The sequence below is a fragment of the Leifsonia shinshuensis genome, from assembly GCF_031456835.1.
Classification (GTDB): domain Bacteria; phylum Actinomycetota; class Actinomycetes; order Actinomycetales; family Microbacteriaceae; genus Leifsonia; species Leifsonia shinshuensis_C.
The window spans coordinates 1,102,085-1,117,910 of sequence record NZ_JAVDVK010000001.1 but is presented as its reverse complement, the minus strand read 5'-3'; the positions used below and the strand labels follow the sequence as shown (position 1 = coordinate 1,117,910).

Below are 15,826 nucleotides of genomic sequence, written 5' to 3'. Positions count from 1 at the left end.
CATGAATCTCGTTTGAGCTCGGGGCTCGGGACCGACGGACTACGATCCCGCTATGGTCTTGCCCGCTGACAGCCACGTCCACAGCGAATGGTCCTGGGACACCGGCGGACCGCACTCCGCCGCCGTCGGTCGCATGCGGGAGACCTGCGAACAAGCGATCCGAATCGGTTTACCCGCGCTTTTCTTCACCGAGCACTTGGACATTCCGGGCACCTGGCGCGCGGAGCCGGGCGACCTGATGCCGCACCAGCGGCACTATGTGCAGCCGGACGGCCTCATGGAGTTCGAGCCCTTCGACGTCGACGGCTACTTCGACGACATCGACCGTATGCGCCGCGAGTTCCCCGAGCTCGGCATCTTCACGGGCGTCGAGTTCGGGCAGCCGCACCTGTTCGAGGCGGAGGCCCGCGCCCTGGTGGACCTGGACCGTTTCGATCGGATCAACGGATCGCTGCACACCCTGGACATGGGCGGCGGTCGCGCGGAACCGAGCAGGCTGCTGCAGGAACACCCTGCAGCAGACGTGATGACCGCATACCTCGCTGAGATCCCGGTCATGGTGGCGGGCTCGGACGCGTTCGACGTGTTCACCCACATCGACTACGCCCTCCGTCACTGGCCGGCGGAAGAAGCCGGTCCATTCGACCCGCGACGGTTCGAGGGCCTCATCCGCCACGCGATGCGCGCGATCGCCGACAGCGGCCGGGCGCTCGAGCTGAACACGCGACGGCTCTGGTCGTGGGTGCCGCAGTGGTGGGCCGAGGAAGGGGGTCGGGCGATCAGTTTCGCAAGCGACGCTCACACACCGGACGCGCTCGCCGCCAACTTCCCGGAGGCCGTCATCCTCGCGGAGACGTTCGGATTCCGCGCAGGAGCTACACCCGCCGACCTCTGGAGACGGCCACGACTCCGTTGAGACGGCCCGCCGCTACTGCGGCGATGTGGTCGAGAACCGACCGCTGGCGTCCATCCGCAGCCACAAGCCTTCCTGCCCGCACTGGTTGTGAACGAGTCGCGCGGTCGTACGGAACGACTGGACCGCGTCCGTACCTTGCACTGCCTCGGCGGTGAGCGCCATGCTGTCGCCGTCGTGTGGCAGGGTCGACGGCTCGTCCATGGTGAATGCGACGACGTTGTACCCGGTGAGGCAGCTCCCCTCGGCGCACACGCGCACGTTGGTCTCCGGATGCGCCGTGACCCACGAGTGCACATCGACCGTGATGCGTGGCGCCGGCGTGATCTCCTCTCCGCACATCCTCGCCTGGGTGCACCCGGTCAGCGTCAGCGCATACAGAGCCATCGCAGCGACGGCGATTCGCTGCGTGCTCGATGGCCGACGCATGGCCGGCACTCAGTCCTGCCGCTCGACGACGGGCGGAGCGTACGCCCCGCCGGCGTGGCGACGGTCGCGGACGGCGACCGTCAGCACCACTCCACCCAGCACCGCCCAGAGCGCGGCGAGAAGATATCGCCACGGTTGGCCGCCGTCCACGATCGAGACGGCGAACCAGCACGCAGCGAGCGCGAGCCAGACCACGCCGTTCCAGGTCCGGGGCTTCCCGAAGGCCACACGGAACCAGCGCGGTTCTCCCTGACGTTCCCCCATGACGCCGACTCTAGCGAGGTGGGTCTCCGGATGCCGCAAAGCCCGCGACCGTCAGGCCAGCCCGGCGAAGAATGCGCGGATGCGGTCGGCTGCCAGGTCCGGCTGCTCGAGGCCGAGGAAGTGGCCGCCGTGCGGGGCGCGCTCGAACGAGCGCACATCCGTCGCGGCGCGCTCGGCGAAGGAGCGGGGGTAGCCGTCCATCACCGGCTCGCGGCTGAGCAGCACGCCCAGCGGTGCGGTGATCGGCGGTCGGGGCGGGTTGGAGTCGTAGTCGTAGTACTGGCGGAAGGAGGAGCCGATGGTCCCCGTCGCCCAGTAGAGCGTCGCGATCGTCAGCAGCGCATCCCGGGGGATGACCGCATCCAGGTCGCCGTCGACCCAGGCCTGCCACTTGTCGGCGATCCAGGCGATCAGGCCGGCGGGGGAGTCGGCGAGGGCCGCGGCGATGGTGTCGGGCCGGGTGGCCATGATCTCGCTGTAGCCGCCGTCGGCGGAGTCGTAGGCGGCGACGGCGTCCAGGTAGGCGCGCTCCTCGTCGCTCTGCGGTTCGTCGTCCGTGGGGAAGGGTCCGTGGATCAACTGCACGCCGATCACCTGATCGGCGTGGTCGGCACCAAGCCAGGTCGCCGCACCGCCGCCGATATCGCCTCCGAAGGCCGCATAGCGGTCGTAGCCGAGCACCGAGGTCATCAGTTCGTGCAGGTCGCGCGCGATGGCCTGCCGGGTGAGCGGAGGCTCGGGGAGCTCCGAGAACACGAAACCGGGCAGCGACGGCACCACGACGTCGAAGGCGATCCGGGCGTCGGAGCCGAAACCGGCAGGATGGGCGAGCCGCTCGGCCAGCGGCAGGTACTCCGTGTACGCGCTGGGCCAGCCGTGCAGCAGCAGGAGCGGCACGCGCGTCTCCGCCGAGCCGGCCGCCGGGATGCGGACGAAGTGGATGCGGTGGCCGCCGACGTCGGCGAGGTGCTGGTCGTAGGAGTTCAGTCGCTCCTCCTGCGCCCGCCAGTCGAACGCGAGCCACGCATCCACCAGCCCCTTCAGCGCCGTGCCGCCTGCGCCGGCCTCCCAGGCGCCCTCACCGAGCGGGGCGACGTACCGGGTGGCCGCGAGCCGGGCGCGCAGATCGTCGAGCAGGTCGTCGGACAGGTGGATGCTGAAGTCGTCGATGCTCATCACGGCTACGGTACTGGGGCGCGGATCCCGCGTGGAAGTGGCGCCGGCTACACGATCAGCCGTTGCCCGGTATGAGCACGCCCATCGGCGTGCCGTTTTGGCTGCAGGACGAGACGGCGTGGAGCATGTCGCCGCGGAACGGCTCGCCCCACGGATCGAAGGTCTCGCCGGAGACGGCCGGGGGCGTGATCGTGGTGTCCGCCAGGAGCGCCCCGACATCACTCTCCAGCCCGTGGCTCACAAGCATCTTCAGCATCTGCAGCGTCGTCGGCGCCGTATTCACGATCGCGACGAACTGCGCGTCCGAAAGTGCGCCCTTCGCGTGCTGCAGGGTTGCGTTCTGGAGCTCCGTGTCCACTGCCGCGAGAACCGCACAACTCTCGCCGATGCGGTCGCGCGGGTCCGAGAACACCGGCGCCGTCGTTGTTGTCGGTGTCGGCTTCGGCGCGTCAGAATGCGGTCTCGCAACCGGCGGCGTCGTGCATCCCGTCACGGCGAGTGCGCAGCACACGGCCATTGCGCTGAGCGCGATGCGCACCGTCATCCTGTGCGGTCTGAGCGTCATCGTTCCTCCCCGAGGGTGATCGTAGCGGCCCAGCGGGCTCAGCGCGCTTCGAGCACGAACAGGATGAACGCGAGGAAGCGCCCGCTCTCGTGTTTGCGAATCTCCGGGAAGCGGTCGAACGCCTCCGGCGCGGGAGCCGGTTCGGAGATCGCCGAGATGCGGAAGCCTGCCGCCGCGAACGCGTCGGTCATCGCGTGCAAGGGTCGGTCCCAGAAGGTGAGCGTGGCCGTCTGGTCGCCCAGCGTCCACTCCTCGGTGCGCTCGTGGATCCCGAAGTACTCGCGGTCGCCGCCGGAGAGCCGGTCCGAGAAGAAGATCGCGGACGGGTGCTCCTCGGAGACGATGAGGCGCCCGCCGGGCTTCAGGATGCGATGGATCTCCGCGAGGCTCGGCCCCCAGTCCTTCAGATAGTGGAGCACCTGTGACGCGATCACGTCGTCGAAGGTGTCGTCCTCGAACGGCAGCGGCTCGGCGAGGTCGGCGACCCGCAGATCGATGTCGCTGCCAAGGCGCGCCCGTGCCTGGTCGAGCATCCCCGCGCTCGAGTCGACACCCGTCACGATGGCGCCGCGATCGCGAAGATCGGCCAGGATCGGACCCGAACCGCATCCGACGTCGAGGACCCTGCGGCCGGCCACGTCGCCGGCGAGCTCCGCGAGAGCCGGCCGGTTGTAGTACTCGTTGAGGAGGCTCGTCGCGTTGAGTGCTGCGTAGCCCTCGGCGATCGTGTCGTAGGCGGTCATACGGCTCATCATGGCAGCGCATCCCGCTGGCCCGCTCATGTCGGAGTGGATAGCTCACTAGGGTGGGTGGAGCATCGCGAGCCACCTGGGGGAGATGTGTCCTACGATCCGGACGATGACTTCGGCCCGCGCTTCAGTGGCCGTCCGCCCGCTCGCAGCGGTAGCGGAGACCTGTCGGCGACCATCGCGCTGCTCGCTATCGGCCTGATGGTCGGAGCTGCGTTCTCCTTCGCTGTGCTGCTCACCCAGATGAACGTTGCAGCGTGCTCAGCAGACCCGAGTGCGTGCGACTTCGCGCTCGTCGGCCTCAGCACCTGGGTCGTGCCGGCGGCGACGATCATCGCTCTCGTGGCGAGCTCGGTGGCGCTGGCGCGTCGCGGCCGCACCGGCGCGCACACCTGGTGGATCCCGCTCGTGGGCATAGTCCTGGAGGTCATCGCGTTCATCATCGCCATTGCTCTGATCGACGTCGCGATTCCTCGCTGATTCTCCAAGCCTCGACCCGGCACTTCAATCCGCCAGCGTCCCCGCGAGCACCGACCTCGCCGCCCGCACCCCCGAGTGCAGCGCCCCCTGGATCGACGGCGTCTCGCGGTGGTCGCCCGCGAGGTGCAGGCCGGGGCCGATGCGAGCGGGGGACGACCGCCGCATCGGCGGGGGCAGTGCGGGAAGCGCGTGCGGGATGTCGTCCCGGCGCAGGAGCCGCCACGACGCCGCGGCCCGGCCGTACAACGGCAGCAGCTGGGCGCGCACGTCGCTCTCGCTCGCCTCGCGCCCGGGAACCCACAGGCAGGTCGCCTGGACGAGGTGGTGGCCGGAAGGCGCCGCCTCGGGGATCGTGGCGGAGATCGCCAGCGCGTTGACGATCGGACCCTCGCGAGCGGCGTCGACCGTCAGATAAGCGGACGCCGGGGGTTCTTCGGTCGCGAACCACCACGTCTGCAATCCTCGAGTGGATGGGGCGGGCGCATCCACGAGTCCGTCGAGCGCCTCCGCGCCCACGGCCACGACCACGTCGCGCGCGAACAGGGTCCCCTCGCCGGCCGCCTCCACCTCCCAGAGCCCATCCCGTCGCTGCATTCGGCTCACGGCGCGGCCGACCCGGATGTCGGCTCCCGCCGCGCGGGCGCGCGAGGCGAGCGCCGTCGGGAGCGCGGTGATGCCGTCGCGGGGCAGTCCCGCCGCCGCAGGGAGGAACGACCGGGCGAGAAGGCGCACGTACGTGTCGGACGTCGAATCCGACGAGTCGGCGAGAACTCCCGAGAAGAACGGCGAGAGCACCTCGGTGCGCAGCGGCCCGGTGAGGCCAACGGCATCCCAGGCCTCCCCGATGGTGCGGTCGGGGCGACCGACCGCAGCGCGGGGCCGGAGGAGCATCGGCCCGAGCCAGCGGACCAGCCCGACGAACTCGCCCGGTGTCACGAGACCACTGGCGAGCGTCGCCGGAATCAGGTTCGGATGCCGAAGCGGATGCGCGAGGGTGGCCATGGCCCCATCCGTGCGGCGAACCCGGACCGCGGTCGGGAACGCCTCGACGGAGAGGCTCTCCACATCGACCGCCGCCCGGACGGCCGGATACGCGGTGTTCAGGACATGGAACCCGCGGTCGAGGGTGAAACCGTCGACGCGGTCGGTCCGTTGGCGCCCGCCGACGCGATCCGACGCCTCGAGCACGACCACGCCGCGGCCGCGGGCCGCCAGTTCGGCGGCACACCGCAGACCCGCCAGCCCGGCACCGATCACGACCACGTCATGCGTCTGCATGAGCCGAGTGTAGGAGCAGGCTCGGTGGCGAACCAGGGCGCCTCGTCAGCCGATCGCTTCCTCGAGAGCTTCCTGCAGGCGATCGTCCACCACGATGGAGACTTCACCATGCTCGTCCATCGACGACACGCGGCTCACCTGTCGGTTGCGCGAGAACAGTACGTCGGCGGAGATGACGCCTCCGGGCGGCGGCCCACCGCTGAGCACCTGCTGGGTCAGGTTCACCAGGTGCTCCACCGCGGCCAGCGTCTCAGGTCCGGTGATCGGCGCGGCGATGAGGATGTGGCGGTGCGGCAGGGTGAAGAGAGTCCCCAACGGCGCGGCGCCGAGCACGGCCGGGAGGTTCGCCGCCTTCGACGCGGTGAACAGCGAATCGCCGACGATGACGTGGATGCCCGGCGCGGGCTCGAAGTGCTCGCCCACGGGTTCCTGGTCGGTGTTGAGCTGGCCGTACGCGTACAGCTCGTCCAGGCTCAACGCCAGATCGTCGATGTGGGAGTCGTTGATGAAGTGAATGGTCGTGGGGAAGTCGACGCAGAGGGCCACGATCAGCTCATCGGTGAACGGCCGGGCGTACCGGAAGGTCGGCTCGTTCGGCCGCCCCTCGCCGCCCGGAAGGATGCGCGTACGCACCTGCCGCCGGAGCTCATCGGCCGACAGCTCCGCAGGGGAGGGTTCGCCCTGCGCGACGAGCAGGTTCTCGATGTGCTCGGCGATGGCCTTCGTCGCCTGCTCGGCGGTCGCACCGTGGGTCTTCGCGAACGCGTTGAAGAGCGGGTACACCTGGCCGTCGACGGCGATCAGCCGGACGTCCTCCGGTTCAGCGCCATGCTCGATGGTCGTTTCGACGCCCTGCTCGGCGAGGATGCGCCTGGCGACGGACGTAACCCATTCGATGCGGTCCTCGGGCTGCGGCTCATCCTTGCGACGTCGAAACAGTCCCACTCGTCCTCCTCAGTCGTCGTCAGCGTAGCAAGCGCGGTGCGGGACGCTTCGCTCACCGGTCGAACTGCTCCCAGTGCCCCTCGCTGATCACCTCCACCCGCCCGTCCACCACCGCGATCGCGGTCTGATCGTCGATGGCGTACGCGCGCCCGGGGATGCGTTCGGCCCAGCGCCGGGCGGCCTCGAGCGTGTTCTGTGACCAGCCGGGGTAGTCGAGGTGCGGAAAGATCGAGAAGTCGACGAGGCCGAGAGTGTCGTCGGGGCCGTCCGGCTGCCAGTCGAGGAACTCCGTGCCGACGCGCGGAGTCATCACCATGCTGCCGGCGCTCACGCCCACCCAGACGGTGTCGGCGAGTTCGGGCAGCATCGCCGCCAGGCCGGACTGCCGCATCCAGGTCCAGAGGTATCTCGCCTCGCCGCCGTCCACCAGCAGGACGTCCGCCGCGCGCACCCACGGCTTCCAGCGCTCCTCGGCGAGACTGGGCAGCGCGGTCAGCTCCAGCACGCCGACCGACTTCCAGCCCAGGCCGACCAGGCGGTCGTCGTCGTCCCTCGCCGCGGTCGACCGCCAGACGGTCTGCGGGCTGCACGCCGGCTGGCCCCACTGCGCGGTGGGGATGAACAGAGCGTCGCTGTCGGCGATCGGTTTGCCGAGCATCCCGATCAGCGCCTCGCGGATGCTGTCGTTCGTGACCCCGCCCGACGTGAGCAGCAGCTTCATCCTCGACCTCCCCCGAGTCTGTGGAACCGAGGATCACACTAGACCCCACGCAGCGACGCGCTACCCGACGGCGCCCTGCGCCCCGGTCTCGGCCACCCGCGCCCGGTCCTGCCGCCGCATCCGGTACTCACGCACGGTTAGCGCCACGATCAGGATGTCGAACGCGGTGAGCGCGACGAGACCCCAGGAGAAGTGCACCACCAGTTCGTAGCCCTGCCAGCCGATGAAGGCGACCAGGACGCCGATCAGCCACGGATAGGCCCACAGCTTGTCGCGCAGCACGGCCACGACCAGGACCACCTTCACCACCCCGTGCACCAACAGGTAGACGGCACCGAACAGGGTCGTCGACACGCTGAGGCCGGAGGCGTAGCCGACCAGGGAGTTCGCGATCGGGTCGTGAGGATGCTCGTGCAGCTCCGGCCGCGCGAGGGCGCGCGTGACCGCTTCGATCTGGGCGGGGGAGACGAGCAGGAGCGCGACCCCCGCGACCAGCTCGACCACGCCATCCACCCCCTTCAGCACCAGTGCGACGACGAAGGTGCGATCGAGCAGGGAGCGTCTGCGAGTGCCGGACACGCAAGACACGGTACCCGCCCGCGTCTGAGACACCGCGAGGCACTTCCGGGCGGCGCCCCCGGGCGAGGAGGATGACCGGGAAGACGACGGGAGGACGGATGGCAGAGACGATCGTGGTCGCCGTGGACGGCGAGCCGGCACACCGGGCGGCACTGGACTGGGCGGCGGCGCGGGCCGAGCGCACAGGAAGCCGCCTGCACCTCATCCACGTCGTCGAGCCGTCGTGGGGCGACCGCGGCGGAGAGCCCGGCCCGTCGCTCCTCCGGATGTCCGGCGAGCTGCTGGCGGCGGAGAAGGACTACGCGCTCGCCGGAGCCGCGGCGCTCGCCGGAGCCGCCGCCGCAATGCCGCTCGAGATCGGCACCGAGTCGCGCTACGGGCACCTCGCAGCGGAACTCGCCGCGGCCTCCGCCGACGCCGCCATGCTGGTGATCGGCACGCCGCCGGAAGCCGAGCGACGTCACGCGTTCGCCAGCAGCTCGGCCGCCCGCGTCGCGGCCGCGGCCCGGTGCAGCGTCGCCGCCGTCCCGCACGGCTGGGGCGCCGAGGGACGGGGCGTCGTCGTCGGTGTGGATGGCGAGCTCACGGAGGATCCCGCGGTCGAGTTCGCCGCGGTGGAGGCGGAAGCCCTCGGGGAGCCGCTCACCATCGCGTGTGCCGGATTCCTCTACCACCCGCTCCTCGACGAACGGGTGGTGGACGAGACGGAGGACGACCCGCGGGAGCAGGTGGTCGAGGACGCCGCCGACACCGTCCTCGCCGGGCATCCGGCCGTCACCGTGTTCACCGAGGTGCTCGAGACTTCGCCGGCCCGCGGGCTGGTCGCGGAGGCGGACGGATCCAGGATGCTGGTGCTCGGCTCCAACGACTGGCAGGGGGTCGAGCGGGCCGTCCTCGGCTCGGTCGCGCACGACGTGCTCGTCAACCTCCGGACGCCGGTGGTCGTGGTCCGGGCCGGGTAGCGCCGGCGGTCTCCGTCGTCCGGCCTCGGTCCCGCGACCTCAGTCCTCCGGTGGATGGGTCCGCTGCTCCGGCTCGCCTGTGGTGGCGAGGATCCACTCCTCGTCCCGTGCCCGGACGCGGCGCGGGCGGTCGACGAGGAAGAGGTAGATCGCGTCGAGGACGCCGAGCGTGTTGCTGAGCAGCAGCGCGACGAACCACGGTTTGCTGCCGTTGCGGGCGGCGCGCCACAGCGAGACGCCCTTCCACGCGAGACTCCAGGCGACGACGGCGGCGACCATCGTGCCGCTCTTGGCGGAGACGTCGTGGTCCCGCATCCAGGACATGCTCGACTGATTGGCTTTCATGCACTGAGTCAAGCGCGGGCGCGGCACCGCCGAAAGTCAGCTCCCCGCCGCGCCTGCGTCAGCGCTACTGGAGTTCGAATCGCCTCTCCGATCGCCCCGGTATCCGGCCGACGAGCAGTGCCGCGGCCGCCACGGTGAGCAGCGCGCCCAGCAGGATCGCCGATCCCTCGCCCGGCCGCAGCCCGCCCACCTGCAGCCCGAGCGCCACCGCCGCGACCGGGACCCCGAGCTGGCCGCCCGACACGATCGCCTGCGACCACGGAAGGCCGGCGATCCGGGAGGCGGCATGGGCGATCAGCGCCGAGACCCCCAGTGCGAGGCCGAGCATGATCATCGATGGATGCGCGACGAGCTCGCGCAGGTCGATCGAGGCGCCGAGCCAGACGAAGAACAGCGGGCCGAAGAAGCCCTCGGTCATCCCGAACAGCTGGCGCGCCAGCCGGTGCGGTTCGCCGACCGCCGAGAGCACCAGTCCGAGGGCGAAGCCGGCCAGCATGATCGACAGCTGGGCGAACTGTGCGATCGCGGCGAACGTGAACAGCACCAGCAGGCTGAGGCGCAGTTCGAGCGCGAACCGGCGGCGCTCCGAGTAGGCGTGGGCTCTGCGCCGGAGTCCGCTCCGGCCGACGCGGCGCAGGACGAGCACGAGGCCGACCGAGACCGCCGCGATGATCAGCGCGCCGACCGCGGCGCTTCCCGCCCGCCACGGCGCGACGGCGAACGGGAGGGCGACGACGCAGACGATGTCGGCGACGGCGATCTGCGTGACGAGCTGGCCCAGCATCCCGAGGTCGTAGCCGAGCGACGTCAGCATGGGCAGGACGATCGCCGCCGACGACGAGGCGAGCACGATCCCGTAGACCAGGGCGTGGCCGGTGCCGAACAGCGTGGCAAGGCCGGTCCCGAGCGCCGCGGCGACGACACCGGCGATCGCCGCACCGGCGAGACCCAGCAGTCCCGTACGGGTGTGGAACCGGTGGTCGCGCACCGGGATCTGCGAGCCGACCACCACCATCGTGAGCCCGAAACCGATGTCGGCGAGCAGCCGCAGGCCGTCCGCCTGCGGATCGATCAGCCGGAAGCCGGTCTGGCCGATCAGGATGCCGCCCACGATCTCGCCGACGACCACCGGCACGCGCCAGATGCTGCGCGCCGACAGCAGCGGCCCCAGAAGGCCGACGGCGACGACGAGCGCCAGAGCGGACGGGCTCATGCCGCCGGCCCGGGACGGGCGCCCGTTGGGCGACGTGTTCGCATGCCCTCAGTGTGGTGCACGACCGGCGTCCGGGCACGACGGGCGCGCTCCGGAACGACGATGCGGCACCCGGCGAAGGCCGGGTGCCGCGTCGTCAGCGCACGGAGAGCGAGATCAGTAGCAGACCTGCAGGCTGTCCACGTCGGAGGTGAGCACCGCGGTGCCGCCCGTGATGTTCATCGCGGTCGTGCCCAGGCGGACCATCTGGTCGCCGATCAGGCGCGGCACGCATCCCGGACGGGCCAGCAGCAGCGGGCGGGAGGCGGAACCCGCCGCGGCCGCGGCGACCAGCGAATCCTGCCAGGAGATGCCCGAGGCGACGTACACGGTCGGTGCGCTGTTGGACGAGAACGCGGACGCCGCGAGCAGCGAGCTGGTGCCGAAGCGGTCGGACCCGCCGATGCGGGTCACACTCGAGCCGGAACTCTGCGGCTGCGTGATCCAGACGTCCCCGACCACCGCGGTGCCGCCGATCAGCGTCAGGCTGTGGATGGACTTGCCGGCCAGGTAGGCCTGGGTCGGCGCGTCGATGGTGCCGCCGTTGACGAGCAGCAGGGGGCTGTTCTTCTTAGCGGCCACCGGAGCCGCGGAAAGGGCGTCCGCGAAGCTGTTCGCCGCGGCGACGTAGGCGGAGGTCGCGTTGGGGAACGCGTAGGCCGCCACCAGGCGCGAGGTGTCGTACCGGTCGACCCCGCCGATGCGGGTCACCGGGGCGACCGCCTTCAGCTGGTTGACGGCCGAGTCCGCGATCGCGGCGGTCCCGCCGACCACCACGATCTTGGCGGGCTTGAGACGCTGCACCTCGGCGAGCACCGTGTCCGGAATCGCACCCGGCATGGTCAGGAGGACCGGACCGTGCTGCGCACCGGCCGCGGGAGCAGCAGAGAGCGCGTCGGGGAAGTCGAGGCCGGAGGCGATGTAGACGACCGGGACGCCGGGCGTCGGGAAGGCCTTCTGCGACACCTGGACGCCGGTCGAGAACCGGTCGGAACCGGCCAGGCGGGTGGATGCCGGAGCCGACGCCGAGGCGGGGGAGACGAACGCGGTCTTGCAGCCGAGGTTGCCGTCACCGGCACGGTCGCCGGGCAGGGCGACGGCGGTCACGCAGGCGCCGTACTGGCCGTACCCGGTCCAGGGCGCCTGGGCGGTGAAGCCGTGCGCCGCGCCCGCGGACGGGTAGACGTTGCCGACATCCGGCCGACTGGCCCCGGCCGTGACGGTCGTGGTGCTGATCCCGCCCGGGGTGTTCCAGGTGATGCGGGCCTGGGTCGACGCCGCCAGGTTGGTCAGGTCGATCGTCCAGCCGGTGATCGTGAACGGTCCGTTCGCGCTGACCGTCGCCGTGTCGAGGGAGCCGATCGGCGGGTGGCTCTGCGCGCCGTACGCGAACGCCTGCAGCTGGGCGTACGTGCCGTTGTAGATGTCCTGGTCACCGGCGAAGACGCCGGAGCTGGCGTACTGCCACATGGTCCAGTTCAGCCAGCTCGCGGGGAGGGCGCCCGGCGTCGAGGTGCCGTAGCGGGCGACGAAGAGCGGGTAGGCGCCGAAGGTGTTGTTGGAGCCGGTGCACTGGTTCCACCAGTTGGCGGTGGAGTAGATGGCCGGCTCGATCCCGGTCAGGGCCTTCATCGTGTGCACGAAGTCCGCGATCCACACCGACATCGCCGTCGTCGACAGACCCCAGCACGTGCCACTGCCGTCGGTGGCGTACTCGATGTCGAGCAGCGGAGGAAGCGTGCGCCCGTCCGGGGCCCAGTTGCCGCCGTGGGCGACGAAGTAGCGGGCCTGCGTGGCGCCGTCCGTCGTGTTCGGCGTCGCGAAGTGGTACGCGCCGCGGATCATTCCGACGCTCGTCGCACCGGCCCACTGCGACGGGAAGTGCGAGCTGACGTAGTCGGTGCTCTCCGTCGACTTGATGTAGACGAAGCGGGCGCCGTTCGCCCACATGGCGTTCCAGTCGACAGTGGGCTGCCAGCCGCTGACGTCCATGCCGAGGATGCCGCCGACGCCGAGCGACGCCTTCGGCGCGACGGTGCGGGCGCCGGCCGCGGGGCCTTCGACCGCCTCGATCGTCGAACCCATCGCGTGGTCGCCCGCGGCGTCCTGCACGGCCAGGGACGGATCGGCGGCCGGCGTGGAGGCGGAGGGTGCGGGCGCCGTGGGAGCGGGCGTCTCCGTCGGAGCCGGGCTCGCCGTGGGAGCGGGCGTCGCCGTGCCGGCGGGCGTCCCCGCGTCGTCGGAGGTCGCCGCCGGGGAGGACGTGCTCGTCGCGGCCGGCGTCTGCACCGGCTCGGGCGCCGCCACTGCGGGCGAGGCGCCGATGAGGGACAGGAGCAGCGCTCCGGTCGCGAGGATACCGATTCTCATGGGGTGGACATCCGCTCTTCTTCTCGGAGGTGTGGTGTCCAGTCGGTCGGGTCCGTCCGGAGGCTGTGGGGCAGGGCAGGCCGGTCCAGTGTACGACGAGGGTCGATGCGAGCGCATGCACCCGTATGGGCTACAAGTGCCATGTCGTTGCGGACGAGGGCGCGGACGGCCCCGCCCGCACCCGGCTAGAGTTGGAGGGTTCTGAATACGACCCCGATCAAGGAGTGGACAGGTGGCCGACGGCTTCGAGCTCTTCACCGACCGTTCCGTTGTCGCGATGCGCGTCAACGGCGAGCTGAAAGACCTCGCGACGACCGTCACGACTACGGACACCGTGGAGCCGGTCACGATCGACTCGCCGGACGGGCTCAGCATCCTGCGCCACTCCACCGCGCACGTCCTCGCGCAGGCGGTGCAAGCGGTCAATCCTGAGGCCAAGCTCGGTATCGGACCGCCCATCACGGACGGCTTCTACTACGACTTCGACGTCGCCGAGGCGTTCACCCCGGAGGACCTGAAGGCGCTCGAGAAGGAGATGTCGCGCATCGTCCGAGCGGGCCAGCGCTTCGTGCGCCGTGTCGTGACCGACGACGAGGCGCGCGCCGAGCTCGCCGGCGAGCCCTACAAGCTGGAGCTCATCGGCCTGAAGGGCGGGACGCAGCACGGCGACACGGCCGCCTTCGACGAGAGCGAGAGCGTGGAGGTCGGCTCGGGCGAGCTGACGATCTACGACAACGTCGACCCCAGGTCGGGCGAGACGGTCTGGAAGGACCTCTGCCGCGGCCCGCACCTCCCGAACACCCGGATGATCGGCAACGGCTGGGCGCTCACCCGCGTCGCCGCCGCGTACTGGCGCGGCAACGAGAAGAACAAGCAGCTGCAGCGCATCTACGGCACCGCCTGGGCGAGCAAGGACGAGCTGCGGGCGTACCAGACCCGCATGGAGGAGGCCGCCAAGCGCGACCACCGCAAGCTCGGCGCCGAGATGGACCTGTTCAGCTTCCCGGACGAGATCGGCTCGGGCCTCGCGGTCTTCCACCCCAAGGGCGGGATCATCCGCAAGGAGATCGAGGACTACATGCGCGACCGGCTCATCGCCAACGGCTATGAGCTCGTGAACACGCCGCACATCACCAAGGCGCACCTCTTCGAGACCAGTCAGCACCTCAACTGGTACAAGGAGGGCATGTTCCCGCCGATGCACCTCGACGAGGAGCGCGACGCGGACGGCAACATCACGCGGCAGGGGCAGGACTACTACCTCAAGCCGATGAACTGCCCGATGCACAACCTGATCTACCGGGCGCGCGGCCGGTCGTACCGCGAGCTGCCCCTGCGGCTCAGCGAGTTCGGCACGGTCTACCGCTACGAGAAGTCGGGAACGCTCTCCGGCCTGACCCGCGTCCGCGGCCTCACTCAGGACGACGCGCACATCTACGTGACCGAGGAGCAGATCAAGGACGAGGTCGCGCGCCAGCTGGAGTTCGTGCTCGAGACGCTGCGCGGCTACGGCCTGACCGACTTCTACCTGGAGCTCTCGACGAAGGACCCGGACAAGTACGTCGGGAGTGACGAGAGCTGGGAGACGGCGACCGAGACCCTCCGCGAGGTCGCGATCGAGTCCGGCCTCGAACTCGTGGACGACCCGGGCGGGGCCGCGTTCTACGGTCCGAAGATCTCGGTGCAGGCGCGCGACGCCATCGGCCGCACCTGGCAGCTCTCCACCGTCCAGCTCGACTTCAACCAGCCGGAGCTGTTCGAGCTGGAGTACAACGCGGCGGACGGCACGCGCAAGCAGCCGGCGATGATCCACCGTGCGCTGCTCGGGTCGATCGAGCGGTTCTTCGCGATCCTGCTGGAGCACTACGCCGGGGCATTCCCGGTGTGGCTGTCCCCGGTGCAGGTCGTGGGCATCCCGGTCGCTGACCAGTACGCGCCCTTCCTCGACGACGTGATCTCGCGCCTGAAGGCACGCGGCGTTCGCGCCGAGGTCGACCACTCGGACGACCGCATGCAGAAGAAGATCCGCACCCACACCAAGGCGAAGGTCCCCTTCCAGCTGATCGTCGGCGAGGAGGACGCGTCGGCCGGCACGGTCAGCTTCCGCTTCCGTGACGGCACGCAGCGCAACGGTGTGACAGTGGACGAGGCGATCGAGCGGATCGTCGAGAGCATCCGCTCGCACGAGCTGGTCGACACGGCATGGCCCGCCTGAACCTCGGCTCGTACGACGAGGGCGCCGGCACGGGCGGGGACGACGGTCCCGTCCGCGTCGACGACCCGTCGTACCTCGTCGGTGTCCCGGACGAGTTCCAGCGGTTGTGGACCCCGCACCGCATGGTCTACATCCAGCAGGGCGACCCCGGTCACGACGACTGCCCGTTCTGCGTCGCACCGAGCATGAGCGACGAGGATGCGCTGATCGTCGCCCGCGGCAAGTACGCGTACGCGCTGCTCAACCTGTTCCCGTACAACAGCGGCCACCTGCTGGTGTGCCCGTACCGGCACATCGCGATGTACGACGAGGCGACCCCGGAGGAGGTCGCCGAGATCGGCAGCATCACCCAGACCGCGATGCGCGTCATCCGCGAGGTGTCGCACAACGACGGCTTCAACATCGGCATGAACCAGGGCGCCGTCGCCGGCGCCGGCATCTCGGCCCACCTCCACCAGCACATCGTGCCGCGGTGGGCGCAGGATGCGAACTTCTTCCCGATCATCGCCCGCACGAAGGCCCTGCCCCAGCTCCTCGGCGAGGTCCGCGCGTCCCTGGCGAACGCCTGGCCCCACCCCTGATC

Annotated in this window: 17 protein-coding genes; 5 read left to right on the top strand and 12 right to left on the bottom strand. The window is 70.4% G+C overall.

Going from position 1 to position 15,826, the window contains the following annotated elements; genetic code table 11:
* Positions 1-52: 52 nt before the first annotated feature.
* Complete coding sequence (locus tag J2W45_RS05480) at positions 53-916, top strand: PHP domain-containing protein (protein WP_310129648.1); 864 nt, start codon at positions 53-55, stop codon at positions 914-916.
* 12 nt (positions 917-928) lie between these two features.
* Here J2W45_RS05480 and J2W45_RS05475 read toward each other — a convergent pair whose 3' ends face one another.
* From J2W45_RS05475 to J2W45_RS05455, 5 genes are read right to left on the bottom strand one after another with little or no spacing between them, the layout of a single operon-like run.
* Positions 929-1,300, bottom strand: a complete 372-nt coding sequence (locus tag J2W45_RS05475; RefSeq protein WP_310129647.1) for a hypothetical protein — start codon at positions 1,298-1,300, stop codon at positions 929-931.
* A 51-nt stretch (positions 1,301-1,351) separates the two neighbouring features.
* Positions 1,352-1,606: a hypothetical protein gene (locus tag J2W45_RS05470; RefSeq protein WP_310129646.1), complete on the bottom strand. Its 255-nt coding sequence runs from the start codon at positions 1,604-1,606 to the stop codon at positions 1,352-1,354.
* A 51-nt stretch (positions 1,607-1,657) separates the two neighbouring features.
* Positions 1,658-2,782 carry an epoxide hydrolase family protein gene (locus J2W45_RS05465; protein WP_310129645.1) on the bottom strand — a complete coding sequence of 375 codons (1,125 nt, stop codon included), beginning with the start codon at positions 2,780-2,782 and terminating at the stop codon, positions 1,658-1,660.
* Positions 2,783-2,837: 55 nt separating this feature from the next.
* Positions 2,838-3,326 carry a hypothetical protein gene (locus tag J2W45_RS05460; protein ID WP_310129644.1) on the bottom strand — a complete coding sequence of 163 codons (489 nt, stop codon included), beginning with the start codon at positions 3,324-3,326 and terminating at the stop codon, positions 2,838-2,840.
* 59 nt (positions 3,327-3,385) lie between these two features.
* On the bottom strand, positions 3,386-4,090 hold the full coding sequence (locus tag J2W45_RS05455; protein ID WP_310129643.1) for a class I SAM-dependent methyltransferase: 705 nt from the start codon (positions 4,088-4,090) through the stop codon (positions 3,386-3,388).
* A 66-nt stretch (positions 4,091-4,156) separates the two neighbouring features.
* Here J2W45_RS05455 and J2W45_RS05450 point away from each other — a divergent pair, with 66 nt between their 5' ends.
* Positions 4,157-4,576: a DUF6264 family protein gene (locus J2W45_RS05450; RefSeq protein WP_310129642.1), complete on the top strand. Its 420-nt coding sequence runs from the start codon at positions 4,157-4,159 to the stop codon at positions 4,574-4,576.
* Positions 4,577-4,600: 24 nt separating this feature from the next.
* Here the strand turns inward: J2W45_RS05450 and J2W45_RS05445 are convergent, their stop codons facing one another.
* The 4 genes from J2W45_RS05445 to J2W45_RS05430 are packed head-to-tail and all read right to left on the bottom strand — an operon-like array spanning position 4,601 to position 8,099.
* The gene (locus J2W45_RS05445) at positions 4,601-5,854 is read right to left on the bottom strand and encodes an FAD-dependent oxidoreductase (RefSeq protein WP_310129641.1); all 1,254 of its coding nucleotides are present in this window, start codon (positions 5,852-5,854) and stop codon (positions 4,601-4,603) included.
* A 45-nt stretch (positions 5,855-5,899) separates the two neighbouring features.
* On the bottom strand, positions 5,900-6,799 hold the full coding sequence (locus tag J2W45_RS05440) for a hypothetical protein (protein ID WP_310129640.1): 900 nt from the start codon (positions 6,797-6,799) through the stop codon (positions 5,900-5,902).
* Positions 6,800-6,851: 52 nt separating this feature from the next.
* Positions 6,852-7,520 (bottom strand): Type 1 glutamine amidotransferase-like domain-containing protein, encoded by a 669-nt coding sequence (locus J2W45_RS05435; RefSeq protein WP_310129639.1) that lies wholly within the window; start codon positions 7,518-7,520, stop codon positions 6,852-6,854.
* Between the two features lie 60 nt (positions 7,521-7,580).
* A complete protein-coding gene (locus J2W45_RS05430; RefSeq protein ID WP_310129638.1) occupies positions 7,581-8,099 on the bottom strand; it encodes a DUF2127 domain-containing protein in 519 nt (172 codons plus the stop codon).
* Between the two features lie 98 nt (positions 8,100-8,197).
* Between J2W45_RS05430 and J2W45_RS05425 the strand changes: the two genes are divergently transcribed.
* A complete protein-coding gene (locus tag J2W45_RS05425) occupies positions 8,198-9,061 on the top strand; it encodes a universal stress protein (RefSeq protein ID WP_310129637.1) in 864 nt (287 codons plus the stop codon).
* Positions 9,062-9,100: 39 nt separating this feature from the next.
* Here J2W45_RS05425 and J2W45_RS05420 read toward each other — a convergent pair whose 3' ends face one another.
* The 3 genes from J2W45_RS05420 to J2W45_RS05410 form a co-directional block, all read right to left on the bottom strand.
* Positions 9,101-9,406 carry a DUF5652 family protein gene (locus J2W45_RS05420; protein ID WP_310129635.1) on the bottom strand — a complete coding sequence of 102 codons (306 nt, stop codon included), beginning with the start codon at positions 9,404-9,406 and terminating at the stop codon, positions 9,101-9,103.
* Positions 9,407-9,470: 64 nt separating this feature from the next.
* Positions 9,471-10,619, bottom strand: a complete 1,149-nt coding sequence (locus tag J2W45_RS05415; RefSeq protein WP_310129634.1) for a cation:proton antiporter — start codon at positions 10,617-10,619, stop codon at positions 9,471-9,473.
* Positions 10,620-10,775: 156 nt separating this feature from the next.
* Entirely contained in the window at positions 10,776-13,028 is a 2,253-nt protein-coding gene (locus tag J2W45_RS05410) for a GH25 family lysozyme (RefSeq protein WP_310129633.1), read from the bottom strand.
* Between the two features lie 232 nt (positions 13,029-13,260).
* Between J2W45_RS05410 and thrS the strand changes: the two genes are divergently transcribed.
* Both thrS and J2W45_RS05400 read left to right on the top strand, forming a co-directional pair.
* Entirely contained in the window at positions 13,261-15,243 is a 1,983-nt protein-coding gene (gene thrS / locus J2W45_RS05405; RefSeq protein WP_310129632.1) for a threonine--tRNA ligase, read from the top strand.
* Complete coding sequence (locus J2W45_RS05400) at positions 15,231-15,824, top strand: HIT family protein (protein ID WP_310129631.1); 594 nt, start codon at positions 15,231-15,233, stop codon at positions 15,822-15,824. Before thrS ends, J2W45_RS05400 begins: the two co-directional genes overlap by 13 nt.
* Positions 15,825-15,826: the final 2 nt, after the last annotated feature.

Coding starts and splice junctions, on each gene's coding strand:
- J2W45_RS05480 (WP_310129648.1), top strand. CDS start 53: ATGGTCTTGCCCGCTGACAGCCACGTCCACAGCGAATGGTCCTGGGAC.
- J2W45_RS05475 (WP_310129647.1), bottom strand. CDS start 1,300: ATGGCTCTGTATGCGCTGACGCTGACCGGGTGCACCCAGGCGAGGATG.
- J2W45_RS05470 (WP_310129646.1), bottom strand. CDS start 1,606: ATGGGGGAACGTCAGGGAGAACCGCGCTGGTTCCGTGTGGCCTTCGGG.
- J2W45_RS05465 (WP_310129645.1), bottom strand. CDS start 2,782: ATGAGCATCGACGACTTCAGCATCCACCTGTCCGACGACCTGCTCGAC.
- J2W45_RS05460 (WP_310129644.1), bottom strand. CDS start 3,326: ATGACGGTGCGCATCGCGCTCAGCGCAATGGCCGTGTGCTGCGCACTC.
- J2W45_RS05455 (WP_310129643.1), bottom strand. CDS start 4,090: ATGACCGCCTACGACACGATCGCCGAGGGCTACGCAGCACTCAACGCG.
- J2W45_RS05445 (WP_310129641.1), bottom strand. CDS start 5,854: ATGCAGACGCATGACGTGGTCGTGATCGGTGCCGGGCTGGCGGGTCTG.
- J2W45_RS05435 (WP_310129639.1), bottom strand. CDS start 7,520: ATGAAGCTGCTGCTCACGTCGGGCGGGGTCACGAACGACAGCATCCGC.
- J2W45_RS05425 (WP_310129637.1), top strand. CDS start 8,198: ATGGCAGAGACGATCGTGGTCGCCGTGGACGGCGAGCCGGCACACCGG.
- J2W45_RS05420 (WP_310129635.1), bottom strand. CDS start 9,406: ATGAAAGCCAATCAGTCGAGCATGTCCTGGATGCGGGACCACGACGTC.
- J2W45_RS05415 (WP_310129634.1), bottom strand. CDS start 10,619: ATGAGCCCGTCCGCTCTGGCGCTCGTCGTCGCCGTCGGCCTTCTGGGG.
- J2W45_RS05410 (WP_310129633.1), bottom strand. CDS start 13,028: ATGAGAATCGGTATCCTCGCGACCGGAGCGCTGCTCCTGTCCCTCATC.
- J2W45_RS05400 (WP_310129631.1), top strand. CDS start 15,231: ATGGCCCGCCTGAACCTCGGCTCGTACGACGAGGGCGCCGGCACGGGC.